The organism is Enterococcus sp. 6D12_DIV0197 (assembly GCF_002174385.1).
GTDB classification, from domain to species: Bacteria; Bacillota; Bacilli; order Lactobacillales; family Enterococcaceae; genus Enterococcus_D; species Enterococcus_D casseliflavus.
The window spans coordinates 2,663,468-2,680,245 of sequence record NZ_NIBN01000001.1 but is presented as its reverse complement, the minus strand read 5'-3'; the positions used below and the strand labels follow the sequence as shown (position 1 = coordinate 2,680,245).

Below are 16,778 nucleotides of genomic sequence, written 5' to 3'. Positions count from 1 at the left end.
AAAGACTGTTGCAGATCTTTAGTGCAGCAGTCTTTTTGCGAATCATAAAAAAATAAAGGCGTTTTCATTTTTTTTGATTTTCTATTAGTCATAAAGAAGATAATGTGCTATAATACAAAGTGTAGTTTTTGTTACGGTAAATTATGGTAGCTTGTTTCATCTTAAACATCTTCCACATTTTCACCTTATACAAGTAATTGCAAAATATGTGTATAAACACAAGGAGGATTTTTATTATGGAAACAGGTACAGTTAAATGGTTTAACTCAGACAAAGGTTTTGGATTCATCACTGCAGAAAACGGTAACGATGTATTCGTTCATTTCTCAGCTATCCAAGGCGAAGGCTTCAAAACTTTAGAAGAAGGTCAAGCAGTGACTTTCGATATCGAAGACGGACAACGTGGCCCTCAAGCAACTAACGTTAACAAAGCGTAATTTGTGAATGCCTTTTAAGAGCAGCTTAGCTGCTCTTTTTTTTGTGCGCGTGATATTTGCTTGCGGAGAAAGTAGTTGTTATACTCTTAGAAAAAAAAGGAGGCAAACTGATGGGATTGAATGAATTTATTCTTGGATTGGCTAATTTAGAAAAAATCCAACGAGCACCTGGATTTTTTAAGTTTACCGAGCACAGCGTGGCCGCTCATTCGTTTCGAGTAACCATGATTGCCCAGACCTTAGCCGATATCGAAGAACAAGCGGGAAATCAAGTCGATTGGCAAATTCTTTATGAAAAAGCCTTGAACCATGATTACACGGAACGTTTCATTGGCGACATCAAAACGCCAGTCAAATATGCAAACAAAGAATTGCGGGCGATGTTATCAACCGTTGAAGAAAAAATGACCGATGCCTTCATCGAAGAAGAAATCCCCCAAAGCTTTCAAGCGACGTATCGCAGACGCTTGGCGGATGGCAAAGACAACAGCCTTGAAGGACAGCTGTTGGCAATTGCGGATAAGATCGATCTTTTGTATGAATCTTTTGAAGAGATCTCAAAAAGCAACCCCGACAAAGTGTTCAAAGAAATGTTTCGTGAAGCGGTTTTGACGGTCAAAGCGTTTCAGCATCGTCCATGTGTGACCTATTTCTTTGAAGCCATTTTTCCCGAGTTATTGAATGCAGATTTTTATGGAAAGACTGCTTTTCTAGAAGAAATCGCAGCTTTGGTGGAAAAATAAACAAAAAGAAAAAACGAAAAATCAAGAAATGATCCATCTCACAGGTTTTACTTGAAACAAGTGAGGGGAGCAGGTTTGATTTTTCGTTTTTTTGTTGGATTAAAGCAAAGATTCCGCTCCATCAATATAGACTTCCGTTCCAGAAATATTGCCCGCAGCCTCTGAAGATAGAAAAAGCACAAGGTTGGCGACTTGTTCTGGCACGCCTGTTTCTTGTTTTAATGGTCGAGAACGTTCTGGATATTTGACGGGGATCTCAACGCGAGCAACCTCTTCTTCAATTTCTGTGCTGGCATCGATATTCGTTGCGATCGCCCCAGGGCAGATGGCATTGACCCGAATATTATAACCAGAAAGTTCCAGCGCAGCCATTTTTGTAAAGGCGACTTGACCTGCCTTAGATGTACTGTAAGCAGTTGCACCAAAATTGCTGAAGATGCGGTTTCCATTGACTGAACTCGTGATGACAATGCTGCCGCCGTTTGCTTTCATAAATGGGATCGCAGCTTTGACGGTAATAAAGGTACTGCGTAAATTTGTGTTGATCGTCTGGTCCCATTCCGCCACCGTCAATTCTTCGATCGGTGTCCAAGTACCGTTGATGCCGGCATTGACGTGAAGTACATCGAGACCACCTAGTTCTTCCACAAGACCACTCATCGCTTCTTGCAGCTTCTCTGCTTCAGTGACGTCAACGGCACGATAGTGGGTTTGTGCGTCATAGTCAGCAAGAAACTCCTGTAGCTCCTCTTCGTTGCGATCAATCAATCCAACAAGAGCACCCTGGGCTAGAAATTGTTCTGCCACCGCTTTTCCAATTCCTGAAGCAGCCCCCGTTACAATCACTTGTTTGTTTTTGAAATCATTCATTTTTTTCGCCTCCTTATAGTAAATTATAAAAAAGATCCCTTTTTTTGTCGAAAAAAGCGATCAGCGACGAGTGACAAATTCCTTTGGCTGATAAATACGGATACTAGATAGTAAGGTTCTTCTTCCTGCGAACCCTCGTATCCGATGGGAAAACAGATGTAATCGCCATTGATTTTGTAGTATAATGCAGACAGTGTGCAAGGAGGAATACAATGAAACCCATATACGCTGTGGTGGATCTTGAAACAACAGGAACCGATTCGACGATTGATCGAATTATTCAATTTGGCTGCGTCTTAGTCCAAGATGGCAAGATCATTAATCGTTTTGCCGCAGATATCAACCCTGACCGCAGAATTTCTAAGCAAATTCAACGATTGACACACATCACAAACCAGCAAGTAAGCAAAGCGCCTTATTTCGAAGACATAGCTGACACGATCTACAACTTACTCAGCAATACGATTTTTGTGGCGCATAACATTTATTTTGACTATCATTTTTTAAGCAATGAATTTGTTCGTTGCGGTCTGCCGCCTTTATCGATTCCAGGGATCGATACGGTGGAATTGGCGCAAGTGTTTTTGCCGACAGAAAGCAGCTTTCGCTTAGGTGATCTGGCAGACAGCATCGGCTTTCGTCATGACAACCCGCATCAAGCCGATAGTGATGCAGAAGTGACCGCAGCATTATTTTTATACATTGAAGCAATCATGCGACAGCTACCACGGACGACTCTTAAACAGATTGCGCTTTTAAGCGGTCAGATGGGGATGCAAACGAGTGAGTATATTCACGGAATTTTGAAAGAAAAAGGACCAGAGTTGGCGGAAGATTTCGAAGTGATCGACGGCGTCGTCCTGCGAAAAAAAACTGTTCCGCTTTTTGAAGCCACGCATTTTCAAGAAACGTATCCGAAAGTAAAAACGGAAAAAGAACAGCGCTTTGGCGAGCACTTGATCTATCGGAAACAACAAGCACGTTTGATGAATGCGGTGTATACGCATTACACCCAACCAGAGAAAAATTTGATTATTGAAGCAGAAACGGGGATGGGAAAAACCATCGGTTACTTGTTTCCAGCCGCTTATTTAGCGACGCCAGAAAATCCATTGATCGTTAGCACCTCATCGATTCTTTTACAAAATCAGATCGTTAGCAAAGATATTTCATTGGTGAACCAAGTACTGCAGCAGCCTTTGCAAGCGGTCTTGGTCAAAAGCCATCGTCATTACATTGATTTGCAGCGCTTTAAAGCGACGCTGGATCAACCGGTAGAACAAAAGCAATACGCCCAATATCAGATGGGGATCTTAGTCTGGCTGACCAAAACAGAAACAGGTGACTTTGATGAATTGAATTTAGTTCGTCTTGATCATCCTTTATTTACCGACATTCGCCATCGCGGGGTCGACTTTTTAGCCAAAGATCAACCCTTCTATGAACAAGATTTTGTTCGACATTTATATCGGCGGATGGCGCAAAGCAATGTTTTGATCGTCAATCATGCCTTTTTAATGCAGGAAAACCGACGGGCGCAGCCACTGTTGCCAACGAGTGATTATTTGTTGATCGATGAAGCCCAACAGTTGCCGCAGCAAGCAGAAGGATTTAGTCAACATGTCTTTGACTCTGCTCATTTCAAGCGGCAGTTTTTACAGCTGAATGAAGAAGGACTATTTGAAGAAATTGCCCAGATCATTACCGAGGACGATTTTTTGCAACGGATGTTCTCGTTGTATCGAAATGCATTGTCGGTTTTGGTCGAAACACAAGAACAGTATTTTCGCACCTTATCGATCGATGCCCCAGAATTACAAGTCGTTCAGCATCGTGACCTCTATGAGGGGTCATTAGAGCAGGACAAGCTACATCAAAAATTGAGCCTCTATTATCAGGAAATCAATGAGATTCAACAGCAGCTGCGTCAGCGATTCGAGTTGACCAATGATCGGTGGTATGCAAGACAACGGATCGTGATTGCCCGTTTATTTGATTTCTTTAGTCAAATGGACGCACAGGAACAAACAGTGACCGCGTGGTTGACTTGGTGGCATCCTCGTTACGTTCATTGGCTGAAAAAGCATCCCCAGTCAGGAAATGCTGTGATTGAGTTAGCTGATCTAGAAGGACATTCGATCGTGGAGAGCACATGGTACCAACGCTATCAGCACATCATTTATCTAGGGGGGACATTGAAGATCCCAGGCAACAAAGAATATTTTGCCCATCAGATCGGCTTGACGGATGTGCCAGTCAAAACGATTCCTGCCTTTTATGATTACAGCAAGCAAACGCGACTGTATGTAATCAAAAAAGGTCTCTCGATCCAACAAGCATCAGCTGCCGAATACGCGGATTATTTAGTCGAAGCGTTAGTCCCGATTTTGTTTGACAATCCGCAACCAGCGCTTGTGTTGTTTACGGCGCACGAAACTTTGAAAAATGTCTATGATCGATTGAATAAAAAAGCCCTGCATTATGGCAGAGAAATCGTTGCTCAAGGGACTGGCGGAACCCGTGAGAAAATCTTAAAGAAATTTTTATTAGCGGAAAATGGTATCTTATTAGGGACTAGCAGTTTTTGGGAAGGGGTCGATTTACCAGGACAGGCACTGAAGATCGCTGTGGTGACCCGATTGCCTTTTGAGAACCCTAAACAACCCATGGTCCAAGCACGGCACGCCTTTTTGGAAGCAGAAGGCATTGATTCTTTTAAAGAAGATGCCTTACCTAAAGCGATTTTACGGCTGCGCCAAGCATTGGGGCGCTTGATCCGTTCCGAGGAGGATACCGGCGTGATGGTCGTCCTTGATCGACGCTTGCTATCGACAAAGTATGGCAAACGAATGGTCAAAGGCTTACCCAAAAACTTACCTCTGATTGAAGCAAGTCCAACCGAGATCGCCGAAGACATCCAACATTTTTTTGCGCAAGAGGAAAAAGCAGCAGCCGATTTTGAAAAATGAGTTGAACATCTGATATAATGGATTTTATTTAAGATTGGAGTACGAAGTGTGAAAACAAAAGACAAAGAACATCGGCGTGTGGTTATTTTGCTGAGTGCGATCACAGTCTTACTGGTCGTTATTCTCTTCGCTTCTATTTTCTATCTCCGTTCTTCTCGTCCAATGCGACAAGCAAGAAACGAAGCAATCGAAATAGCAGAAAGATACACCGATTTAGCAGAGGTCGAACAATTTTATTGGTTTACCCGTGAGGAAACCTCCTTTAGCATTGTTGGAAAGGATACGAATAACAATGAGATCGTTGTGATCATCCCAAAAAGCGGTGAGAAGGTTTCTGTTTTTAATCAAGCGGATGGGCTGACGGAAGCACAAGCTAAGGCATTTGTTCGCGACAATCATCAAGGTCAGGAAATCCAAAAGGCCGCATTGGGTATTTTTGAAGGCGAGCCAACTTGGGAAGTCATGACGAAAGATGGCGATGGTCGTTTGAACTATTATTTGATTGGTTTCAAAGATGGCGAAGAAATCAAAGCGATCACTGAACTATAGGAAGACGCTTATGATAGAATGAATTTTGGATCGTAGAAAGGATGATAAACATGGTACTTTCAAAAAGAGCAGAAAAATTGGAACCCTCCGCAACGTTAGCGGCATCTGCTAAGGCAAAAGCGTTAGCGGACCAAGGTGTAGACGTATTAAGTCTAACTGTCGGTGAACCCGACTTTATTACCCCGAAAAACATTCGCCAAGCAGCGATCGCAGCGATTGAGAGCGGCAAGGCTAGTTTTTACACAGCAACTGCGGGGATTCCTGAGTTAAAACAGGCGATTCTTGCTTATATGAAAGAGTTTTATGGTGCTGACTATGATTCAAACCAAGTGATCGTGACAGATGGCGCGAAGTTTGCCCTTTATACGCTGTTTCAAGCGCTCCTTGATGAAGAGGATGAAGTACTCATTCCAGTGCCTTATTGGGTCAGCTATGCGGAACAAGTCCGTTTAGCGCAAGGGACACCTGTGTTTGTTGAAGCCAAGCAATCAGCAGATTTTAAAGTTTCTGTTGCTCAATTAGAAGCCGCTCGTACAGAGCAAACGAAAGCCATCATTTTAAACTCGCCTGCCAACCCAACAGGGGCGATATACTCAAAAGAAGAATTAACGGCAATCGGCAACTGGGCAGTGGAAAATAATATTTGGATCATAGCGGATGATATCTATGGTCGTTTGGTTTATAACGGCAATACCTTTACATCAATCGCTAGTCTATCAGAAGAGATCCGCAAACAAACCATCGTGATCAACGGCGTTTCTAAAACCTATTCTATGACTGGGTGGCGGATCGGGTTTGCTGTCGGCGATGCAAAAATCATCAAAGCGATGGTCGATATCGCTTCCCAAGCTACCAGCAACCCGCCGGCTGCTAGCCAATACGCTGCAGTTGAGGCACTGACTGGTAATCAAGAATCGATCGAAGTGATGCGTCAGGCCTTCGAAGAACGCTTGAACAAACTATATCCGCTAATTGCCGCTATTCCTGGTTTTCAGGTGACGAAACCCCAAGGCGCTTTTTACTTGTTCCCAAATGTCAAAGAAGCCATGACAATGTGCGGCTATCAAACCATTGATGCCTTCGTAGAAGCTTTACTAATGGAAGCCCACGTGGCAGTAGTGACTGGTGCTGGTTTTGGCACACCGGATTATTTACGGATCAGCTATGCAACTGATTGGGACACGTTAGAGGAAGCTACCAAACGAATCCATGATTTTGTTGAAAAGAAGCGCCAAAAAGCTTAAAATGCTCTATGGTGCCTTTATTAATTAGATAGGAGAGAATCAAGTGGAATCTATTCAAATTTTAGATGCAAAAAAACACGTTGGCGAAACCGTTCAAATCGGAGCATGGGTTGCTAACAAACGTTCTAGCGGCAAGATCGCCTTCTTACAACTTCGCGACGGAACAGCGTATTTCCAAGGAATCGTTGTAAAAAGTGAAGTAGGGGAAGAAGTTTTCCAATTAGCGAAAAATTTAAATCAGGAAACTGCCGTACTGGTCACGGGGGAAATCAGAGAAGACAGCCGCTCAAAATTTGGCTATGAAATTGGCATTTCTGGTTTAGAAGTTGTCGGTGAAAGCCACGATTACCCAATTACACCAAAAGAACACGGAACAGATTTCTTGATGGACCATCGTCATTTATGGTTGCGTTCCTCAAAACAACACGCCATCATGCAAATCAGAAACGAAATCATCCGGGCAACGTATGAATTCTTCAACAAGAATGGCTTTATCAAAATCGATCCACCGATCCTAACCGGATCAGCACCAGAAGGAACGACCGATTTATTTGAAACCAACTATTTCGATCAAAAAGCATATCTATCTCAGTCCGGTCAATTGTACATGGAAGCTGCCGCTATGGCGTTTGGCAAAGTCTTTTCTTTTGGACCAACTTTCCGTGCCGAAAAATCGAAGACACGTCGTCACTTGATTGAATTTTGGATGATTGAACCAGAAATGGCCTTTATGCACCAAGAAGAAAGTTTAGAAGTCCAAGAGCAGTACGTGGCATTCTTAGTGCAAAATGTGCTTGATAACTGTGACTATGCACTAGACGTCTTAGGCCGTGACCGTGAAGTCTTGAAAAAATACACCAAATTACCATTCCCAAGAATCTCTTACGATGATGCAGTGGCATTATTACAAAAGAACGGCTTTGATGATATTCAATGGGGCGATGACTTTGGCTCACCACATGAGACCTTTATTGCCAATTCATTCGATCAGCCCGTCTTTATCTTAAACTATCCAAAAGCCATCAAACCTTTCTATATGAAGCCACATCCAACGAGAGAAGATGTCGTGATCTGTGCCGATATGATCGCACCAGAAGGCTATGGCGAGATCATAGGCGGTTCTGAACGTGCTATCGATCATGAATACCTGCTAGAACAAATCCGCGCCCACGGCTTGGACGAAAATGAATATTCATGGTATTTAGATCTACGCAAGTACGGCTCAGTTCCTCACACCGGCTTTGGTCTTGGATTAGAACGGACCGTTACCTGGTTATCAGGAATCGAGCACGTAAGAGAATCCATTCCGTTTCCACGGTTGTTGAATCGGATTTATCCGTAAAATCGAGCTCAAAACGACGAGTGTAACATAAAATGTTTAAGCAGTTTGATAATTGAACAAAGCATCAAAATCATTATTAATTGTTCGTTAAATTTTGCGTGTAATTCATCATTAATTTAGAACATAGTAGCTTTTCTAAATTTAAAAGACGACATCAAATTCCAAATGTTTGGAAATTAATGTCGTCTTTTTACTTATATCACAAGCTCTTTTTTTGACGTGATTCATCTGATAGAAACTTCTCGATCACTCTTTATCTTTCGTTTTGTGCAGTATCCTGCTTTGCGTGAGTTTCCAGATGCTGTATAAAACAAGAGCAATGAAGGCTAATCCTTTGATATAAAGTGAAATAGTAAAGAAGATTGATGGCTGATATCCAATCACTAAGGTGTTTTTTTCATGGTTGTTCCTTAGTTTTAAGGCGCCAATATCGGATAGTTGGTAATCATCAGCAGTTAACTCTTTACCATTTAAATTTAATGTACTATTGTTATAAACAATTACTGGCAGTAAGATGTTTTTTTCCTCAGTTTGATTGCTATCCCAAGTGATTTTAAGTTTTGCATCATTCGTGACGGTCTTAGTAATCGCAAGATCGTTATGCAAGACTTCATTTGAATAAGTTGAATAGCCATTGATCAAATTGGTCTTTGTAGGCAAATAATCAGGTGTAGGTTTCTGTGTAATTGTGAATGCCTGAGATAAGTCGGAACTGGTCAATCCTGTTCTTATTTTAATAGGATCAGACTCAATAGGTTGTGCTGCATTCGTATCACCGGAAAGAGGAGTATCAGAATTCCATCTTTGTGCTTGTTTATCTATTAGTTGCCAACCGCTTGTTGTACTGATCAATCCTAAAACGGCTAAACCAATCATTAGGGATTTCTTGGATTCATCTTTGTTGAGATAATGACGCAAGTGGTTCATTGAATAACCGAATCCGAGAATCAGCAAGACACAGGTAATACCTGAAAAGCGTCTCAAAAACTGAATACTCAGCAGAGCAGGTAACTGTTCTGTGAGATGATTCCAAGGGAAGTATTTTGAAGAAATAACAAAAAATATGAGTCCAGTGACATTGGTTATTTTGATCAGTGTTGACATATTTTTCCAATAGGCAACTGTTATGACCAGTTGAAAGATAAATATAAGCGAGAATATCAAGCCAAAATTGTTATAGTCCATCGCACCTAAGGAGAGAAATGTTCCACCGTTATATAGTCCAGCGGCATTTAGAGGCATGATTAAAGTATCAGTATGCAAATCAAGTATGGCAGCAAATGTATTCAAAGACAAACAAACAGCAATGAACACAGCAAGGATTGTCTGTCTAAACATTTGCATTTTTTGATCTGAGCGAATGAAACCAATGATATAAAAAGGTAAAATTGCTATACATGCTAGCAATGTGGTAAACATATGAATAGACAAAAGTAGGGCAAAAATACTCCCAAAAACAATAGGCTGAATGGGATATTCACGATTTTGTATCATGCGAAGAGCTGGAACAAAAGCTAGAGGTAAGAAAGCAGCTCCCATTCCAGAAAACCCTTGAGTCGTGGTCCACCAGACAATCAAAGGAGAACCCATATATAAAACAGCACATAAAATAGCAATTTTATTGTTCAGTTTAGCAGATCGCGTAAGTATATACATCGAAGAGCCTGCGATGAAAAAACACAAAAAATTAAGAATTAATTCGAAATGATACCAATTCTTGACAACTGCCAAAACAAAACCGGCAAAGTAAGCAAAATCAGCTCCGTACATCGCATTGATTACTCGACCGGATTGATTAAATCCAAATAAGGATTGGAAGTAGTTGAAGTGACCAGTCTGAATTTGCATAGATGTATCATAATAACGATTCATATGAAAAATCCAGTCATTGGCAACAATCAAGGATCGTTGGAAAATTTGGGGTGAAATAAAAAATAAAGCAAGAATGGCGATAGCTAATAAACTAAAACCTGTTCTTTTATGAGTATTCATAATTAATTCCTTTCTGCTGCTTGTAAAATTTCGTCGAAGTAATATATTATCACATCATTATAAGGGGAACAATGAAAAATAGCTAATATCATGCTGTGTCTAAACCATAGGATCAGGGAGGAAATATGACGGTTTTATTACAAATATTTTCTTTTGTGCGAATATCGGTTAAAATAAAGGTTAGTGTGAAAAAGAGGGGAATTATGCAAATTCGTTCAGTGAAGTCATTATCAAAATCATTTTATCTGCATTGCGTCAGACAGGCTAGTAAATTTGCACGTCATCAACATGACCAAGTCGTTTTCATGATGAGTTTTCCTAGTACAAGCGAGTATATATTGGAAAAACTTTATGAAAGATACCAAGGAAGATTGGTTATTTGCTATACAAAAAATGCTCAAGGGATGGCAATAGAATACAAAAAAAAGGGGTGCCAAGTCTATCCTCTCGATACCTTTGATGTGTTACTAAGAAAAATCGTGCCAATTTTGAAAAATAGCAAAGTGATTGTCTGTGATAATTATTTTGCTGTTCTAGGTGGGATTGATTTTTTAGAATCCACCAAAATCATTCAGATTTGGCATGCAAATGGGGCTATCAAAAAATTTGGTTTAGAAGCGAACTATGCGAAACATGCTACACAAATAGATCAAAAAAGATACCAAGAAGTCTATGCACGGTATACACATTACGTTGTCAGCTCACAACACATGGCAGATATCTTTGCCAAAAGTTATCATACATCGATCGAGGTTCTACCTTTCGGCTATCCATTGACTGATCGTTACTTTGATCAAAAAATCAAAGAGCAAGTAGAAAAAAAATATCATGAAGATAATCCAGAGCAAAAGAAACTCGCTCTATATGTACCTACTTATCGAGAACATTACCAAGAAAATCCAATTGAGATTGATTACATGCAACAAGCACTGGGGGAAGGGTGGCATTTTATGATACATCCTCATCCTCATGATCATTTTTTGAAGAAAAAAATTGCCGATAACGGCAAGCAAACATCAAAATTAGATCATTGGCCGTTAAGCGACTTGCTCTTTGTAGCGGATTGTTTGATCACAGACTATTCTTCAGTACCCTTTGAATATTCATTAGCGAATCCAGCAGGAAAAACTGTATATTTTTGCTATGACTTGAATGAGTATATTGAAACAGTAGGTGTGCAAGAATCTTTTATTGAAGAAACATCCAAAAAAAGTGTTGACTCAAATGAAGCATTAGTTAGGGAAATATTGACAACAAGTCATGATGATAGCACAGAATTTAATAAGAAATGGAATGCATTCCCACAAGGTAATGCTGCCAAACAATTAATAGATTGGATCGATAAACAATATGCAAACTGATATAGTGATGGGAATACCTGTAGATGCATTGACGATGGAAGATATTGTAAAGGATGTACCAAATTATTTGTCTGAAGACAAAAAGATGACGCTGATCAGTGTCAATCCCCAAATTGTTACTGAAGCGGCAGGTTATCCTGAAGTCGTAGCCTTTATTAAACAAAGTACTCATCGAATTCCGGATGGTATTGGTATTGTGCTGGTTTCAAAGCTGACAGGCGGTCCGATCAAAGAACGCGTTGCTGGATATGATTTAATGCTAGAAATGCTCGCATATGCCGATAGACATCAAAAATCGATTTTCTTGTACGGCGCCAAACCGAATGTTTTAAAAGATACAGATAAGCATGTGAGAGAAATGTATCCTAATCTTCGGATTGTTGGTATGATTGACGGGTATGTAACATCAACAGATGAAGAAATCGTCAAACAAATCAATGCAGTATCGCCTGATTTCCTTTTTGTTGCGTTAGGATTTCCACGACAAGAGCAATTTTTAGCAAAACATTTTCAAGATCTCAACGTACACATCTTTCAAGATGTAGGTGGAAGCTTTGATGTATTGAGTGGTCATGTAAAGCGCGCGCCTGACCTATTTATCAAGTGGCACTTGGAGTGGTTATACCGCTCGGTGAGTAACCCTACAAGGATTGGAAGAATGTTGCAATTACCTGTTTTTTTGGGGAAAAGTTTATACTGGAACTATCGAAATAAGACTATGAGGTGGACAAATGGGGATTAGATCATTTTTAGGGCGTGTTAAGCGAAAAATTACAGGAAATTCGACAGTAGTTGTTAAGAATAACACGGAAGAAACCAAAATTGATAGCAAAGAATTGCGTAGTATTGTAATGGATCAAATTCTAAGCGACTATGTAATCAATAAAACAAGCAGCAAAGGAAGTGCAGCTGGCAAAAGTGTAAATAACCAGTATGTTCTTAAACGAGGCGTTGATCAGATCGAATTCAATAACTCATTTTTTAAAATCGATGGCTATGCCTATTTCGAAACAGATGAGACTATTTCAGATGATTTGATACGTAAAAATTTGATTATTATCAACAAAGAAACCAATCAGGAATTCACGGTACCTTTGATCAATAAAAAAGCTAAAGAGGGAGAAGGTTGGGTAAAATACAGAGGCGCGATCAATTTTTCAACATTTAGTGATGGCAAACCAATCGAAGTCGGTAATTACGAAATGTTGATTGAAGTTACACAATTTCTGCGGGATGCTGGTGGCTGGATAACCAAAAGAGATACTGTCGGAAAAGTTAAACATGCAACAAACGATATAATAGTTTCCACAAAAATGTACAGCTTTTCAGCCCGCAGCAACAAAAAGTTCAGTCTGACGATCGTTCATCATTTTGCTGGGAGCTTTATCACGATCTTGTCCAAGAAACTCTCAGATATTGACCCGTTAGAATATTCTACAGAAGAAATAATCGTAGACGGCCCGCTATCTCGCGTGTTCAAACGGTATTTATTCTCCTTTTTCTATAAATACTATCATTTGAAACCTGTAAACAAGAAGAAGATTTCTTTTTTGTCTGATAGTCGGATCGATATTTCTGGAAATTTTGAGTATATCTATCGCAAACTATTGGAAAAAAATTTGGATGTGGATATAAGATTTTACTTAAAATCAAGTATTAAAGAAAAGAAGTCCTTCTCAGAAATCAGACTTTTGGCAAAAGCAATTGCAACAAGTAAATACATCATCGTTGATGACTTTTATCCACTGATCTATCCTTTGACGATTAGAGAAAAATCTGAATTGATTCAAGTATGGCATGCAGTTGGCGCATTTAAAACTTTCGGCTATAGCCGTGTTGGAATGCCAGGGGGACCTAAACCGGATAGTGTCAACCATAAAAACTATACTCGGGCATTGGTTAGTTCTCACAATATCTCGGATAAGTATGCTGAGGGATTTGGTATCTCGATCAATAATATTTTACCGATCGGTATACCAAGAACAGATCTATTCTTTGATGAGGTTGAAAAAGCGGTCGTTGTAGAGAAAGTTTATAATGAATTACCTTTTTTAAAAGGCAAAAAAGTGATTTTATTTGCACCAACATTCAGAGGGAATGGACAACAATCAGCTTATTATCCCTATGAAATGATTGATTTCAAAAAGATTTATCGAGAATTTTCGGGTAAGGATTATGTTTTCTTATTAAAAATACATCCTTTTGTTCAAAATGATCCTAATATTCCCTATAAATATACCGATTTCTTTTATGATGTGTCCACGTATCGTGAAATTAATGACTTGTTATTGGTGACAGATATCTTGATCACGGACTATTCATCGGTATGTTTTGAATATGCATTACTAAATAAGCAAATGATTTTCTTTAGTCCCGACCTAGCGGATTATATGAGTTCAAGAAACTTTTATTATGACTACTTGGACTTTATACCGGGATCTTTTGCAACCAATACCAATGAATTGATCACGCAAATTAGAGAAGAAAAAATCGATTATAAAAAAATTGATGATTTTGTTCATTATTTCTTTGACGATCTTGATGGCAAAGCAAGTGAACGCTTTGTTGATTATCTAATCAATGATTTTTATGAAGAAGATAAGACAGAAGAAGCAGTTGATTCAAGATATACAGCAGATGGGAAATTTATTCCTCATTGGGGAGAATCCACAAACAAAAAGAAACAAAAAATAAAAACAGAAGAAATCGACTAAGGTGAGGAGATCAAACTATGTTATATGCACAAATTTTAGCGGGCGGTAAAGGAACACGAATGGGTAATGTAGGTATGCCAAAACAATTTTTACAATTAGGCAATCGACCAATTATTATTCATACATTAGAGAAATTTGTCCTAAATGATGCCTTTGATGCGATTATTGTTTCTTGTCCAGAAAACTGGATTCAGCACGCCAAAGATATTATCGCCAAATATATTCACGATGATCGGGTCAAAATCATTGCTGGCGGTAAAGAAAGAAATGACACATTGAAAAGTGGGATCGCATTTATCCATGAATCTTTTGGACAACATGATGATGATGTGATCGTTGTGCATGATGCTGTACGACCATTCATTTCTCGCCGTATCATTGAGGACAATATTCGCTTGTCTAAAACATACAATGCCATTGATACAGTGATCCCTGCTACCGATACGATCGTCCGCGGCAATGGTTCTGAAGTAACAGAAATACCAATCCGAGATGAAATGTATCAAGGTCAAACACCACAAACGTTCAATATCAATGTGTTTTTGGATTGTCTAAATAAGCTTTCTGAAGAAGATATCAAAACTTTAAGTGATTCATGTAAAATTTGCTTGCTTTTAGGAGAAAAAGTAGGACTCGTAGAAGGCTCAACAGCCAATATTAAAGTGACTACACCATTTGATTTGAAAATTGCTAAAGCAATCATTGAGGAGAGAGAGTAATGTTAAACCAAGTATATCGATTGGTTTCACCACGTCAATTTGAAACGGTTATCGTTGATGAGAAAATCGAGCAATCAGATTGTATCGTCGTCCGCCCAACCTATCTATCGATCTGTCATGCAGATCAACGCTATTTTACCGGTAGTAGAGATAAGAAAGTCATGAGTCAAAAATTGCCAATGGCATTGATCCATGAAGGAATCGGCGAAGTTATTTTTGATCCGAAGGGCGAGTTCGAAAAAAAACAACGGGTTGTGATGATACCTAACACACCATTTGAAGAGGACCCCGTTATTGAGGAAAATTATTTGCGAAGTACTAAATTTCGCTCTAGTGGCTATGATGGTTACATGCAAGAATATGTATACTTGCGCCGTGATCGAGCAGTGGCTCTTCCAGATAATATTGAATCTGAATTAGCAGCCTTTATTGAGTTGATTTCAGTAGCGATGCATGCAATCAGCCGCTTGGATCAAAAAATGAATGACAATCAACAAGTGTTTGGCGTTTGGGGAGATGGCAATCTTGGCTATATTTCCTCAGTTCTTTTGAAAAACATGTATCCAGATGCCAAATTGATCGTTTTTGGAAAACATAAAGAAAAGCTGGATTATTTTTCATTTGCGGATGAAACGTATCAAGTGGATGATATTCCTGCAAATTTAGAAATTTCAAATGCCATCGAGTGTACTGGCGGAATGGGTAGTCAAGATGCAATCAACCAAATTATTGATTTGATCAAGCCACAAGGCGTGATTGCTTTAATGGGAGTTTCTGAACATTATGTCGAAGTAAATACACGGATGATCCTTGAAAAAGGGTTAACTATGATTGGCAGTTCTCGCAGCGGCAGAGAAGCATTTCAAAAGACGGTTGACTTTTTAAGCGCGCACGAAGAAACAAGACAACGTTTGGTTAATTTAATTGGCATTCGCAAAACGATTCGCCATTTATCAGATGTTGTTGAATTCTTTGAAGATGATTTGATCAGCAGTTGGGGCAAATCAGTGATGAAATGGGACATCTGATGTGAAAAAAATAAAATTGCTGGTAGTGAAATATTTTTTTAATCTTCTTTACATTTTATTTACTGTATTTTGTTCATATGACAGAGATTTAGTCACTTTTGTCTCGAATCGTGATACTGAGTTATATGGTGGGTTAAAAAATATGTACAAAGCTTTTGAAGAAAATGGTGATTATAAGACACGTATCTTAACATTTCGATTTGAACGATCGTTTAAAGGCAGAATTCTGTATATGTATCATTCTATTCAGGGGCTATATTACCTAGCGAAATCAGGCATATTTGTTGTAGATGATTACTTCCTTCCATTACATTGTGTAACCAAGAATGAAAGAAATTTCGTTGTGCAGATTTGGCATGCAATCGGTCATTTGAAAAAATTTGGTTTATCAGTGAAAAAAAATCGTACTGATGTGATCAAACCTCATAAAAATTATGATTTAGCGGTAGTTAATGCGGATGAAGATATTGTTTTTTTTGCCGAAGCATTCGGTATGGCTTTAGAAAATGTAAAAGCTCTTGGCAATCCCAAATGTGACAGTATTATCAATCAAAGGATTACTCATTCTAAAGGGAGCAGGACAAAAGTCTTATATGCTCCGACTTACAGAACAGGTAGCTCAGATTTTTCTCTTTCTTTGATAGAGACTTTTATTCGAGTATTTTCTGATCAAGTAGAAGAGTATGATATAACAATATCACTGCATCCCTATGTAAGGTTAAATCAGTCGAAATATCCTGAAAATATAACTTTTATTCAAGATGGTAATAAATTAGAGTCAATGTTAGAGCACTTTGATTTATTAATAAC

General features: G+C 39.2%; 14 protein-coding genes. 12 read left to right on the top strand and 2 right to left on the bottom strand.

Features of this window, described 5'->3' with window-relative positions:
- The first annotated feature begins 236 nt into the window (after positions 1-236).
- Both A5867_RS12420 and A5867_RS12415 read left to right on the top strand, forming a co-directional pair.
- The gene (locus A5867_RS12420; protein WP_003126918.1) at positions 237-437 is read left to right on the top strand and encodes a cold-shock protein; all 201 of its coding nucleotides are present in this window, start codon (positions 237-239) and stop codon (positions 435-437) included.
- A gap of 110 nt (positions 438-547) precedes the next feature.
- On the top strand, positions 548-1,180 hold the full coding sequence (locus A5867_RS12415; RefSeq protein ID WP_010749341.1) for an HD domain-containing protein: 633 nt from the start codon (positions 548-550) through the stop codon (positions 1,178-1,180).
- A gap of 99 nt (positions 1,181-1,279) precedes the next feature.
- Here the strand turns inward: A5867_RS12415 and A5867_RS12410 are convergent, their stop codons facing one another.
- Positions 1,280-2,050: an SDR family NAD(P)-dependent oxidoreductase gene (locus A5867_RS12410; RefSeq protein WP_087627738.1), complete on the bottom strand. Its 771-nt coding sequence runs from the start codon at positions 2,048-2,050 to the stop codon at positions 1,280-1,282.
- Between the two features lie 212 nt (positions 2,051-2,262).
- On the opposite strand from A5867_RS12410, the gene A5867_RS12405 reads away from it, so the two are divergent.
- Genes A5867_RS12405 through asnS form a run of 4 tightly spaced genes read left to right on the top strand, consistent with a single transcriptional unit; the run spans position 2,263 to position 8,154 of the window.
- Positions 2,263-5,019 (top strand): helicase C-terminal domain-containing protein, encoded by a 2,757-nt coding sequence (locus A5867_RS12405; RefSeq protein ID WP_087627737.1) that lies wholly within the window; start codon positions 2,263-2,265, stop codon positions 5,017-5,019.
- 48 nt (positions 5,020-5,067) lie between these two features.
- Entirely contained in the window at positions 5,068-5,568 is a 501-nt protein-coding gene (locus A5867_RS12400; protein WP_010749344.1) for a DUF5590 domain-containing protein, read from the top strand.
- Positions 5,569-5,618: 50 nt separating this feature from the next.
- Positions 5,619-6,812: a pyridoxal phosphate-dependent aminotransferase gene (locus A5867_RS12395; RefSeq protein ID WP_087627736.1), complete on the top strand. Its 1,194-nt coding sequence runs from the start codon at positions 5,619-5,621 to the stop codon at positions 6,810-6,812.
- A 43-nt stretch (positions 6,813-6,855) separates the two neighbouring features.
- The gene (gene asnS / locus A5867_RS12390) at positions 6,856-8,154 is read left to right on the top strand and encodes an asparagine--tRNA ligase (RefSeq protein ID WP_005229504.1); all 1,299 of its coding nucleotides are present in this window, start codon (positions 6,856-6,858) and stop codon (positions 8,152-8,154) included.
- Positions 8,155-8,400: 246 nt separating this feature from the next.
- Here the strand turns inward: asnS and A5867_RS12385 are convergent, their stop codons facing one another.
- A complete protein-coding gene (locus A5867_RS12385) occupies positions 8,401-10,146 on the bottom strand; it encodes a hypothetical protein (protein ID WP_087627735.1) in 1,746 nt (581 codons plus the stop codon).
- A 125-nt stretch (positions 10,147-10,271) separates the two neighbouring features.
- Between A5867_RS12385 and A5867_RS12380 the strand changes: the two genes are divergently transcribed.
- From A5867_RS12380 to A5867_RS17985, 6 genes are all read left to right on the top strand, one after another.
- Positions 10,272-11,507: a CDP-glycerol glycerophosphotransferase family protein gene (locus A5867_RS12380; protein WP_249270055.1), complete on the top strand. Its 1,236-nt coding sequence runs from the start codon at positions 10,272-10,274 to the stop codon at positions 11,505-11,507.
- Complete coding sequence (locus tag A5867_RS12375; protein ID WP_170927535.1) at positions 11,497-12,249, top strand: WecB/TagA/CpsF family glycosyltransferase; 753 nt, start codon at positions 11,497-11,499, stop codon at positions 12,247-12,249. The genes A5867_RS12380 and A5867_RS12375 overlap by 11 nt, the downstream gene beginning before the upstream one ends.
- Positions 12,239-14,221 (top strand): CDP-glycerol glycerophosphotransferase family protein, encoded by a 1,983-nt coding sequence (locus tag A5867_RS12370; protein WP_087627733.1) that lies wholly within the window; start codon positions 12,239-12,241, stop codon positions 14,219-14,221. Before A5867_RS12375 ends, A5867_RS12370 begins: the two co-directional genes overlap by 11 nt.
- A gap of 17 nt (positions 14,222-14,238) precedes the next feature.
- The gene (locus A5867_RS12365; RefSeq protein ID WP_087627732.1) at positions 14,239-14,940 is read left to right on the top strand and encodes a 2-C-methyl-D-erythritol 4-phosphate cytidylyltransferase; all 702 of its coding nucleotides are present in this window, start codon (positions 14,239-14,241) and stop codon (positions 14,938-14,940) included.
- A complete protein-coding gene (locus tag A5867_RS12360; protein ID WP_087627731.1) occupies positions 14,940-15,968 on the top strand; it encodes a ribitol-5-phosphate dehydrogenase in 1,029 nt (342 codons plus the stop codon). Before A5867_RS12365 ends, A5867_RS12360 begins: the two co-directional genes overlap by 1 nt.
- Before the next feature lies 1 nt (position 15,969).
- A partial coding sequence (locus A5867_RS17985) for a CDP-glycerol glycerophosphotransferase family protein (protein WP_087628181.1) occupies positions 15,970-16,778 on the top strand: 809 nt, incomplete at its 3' end.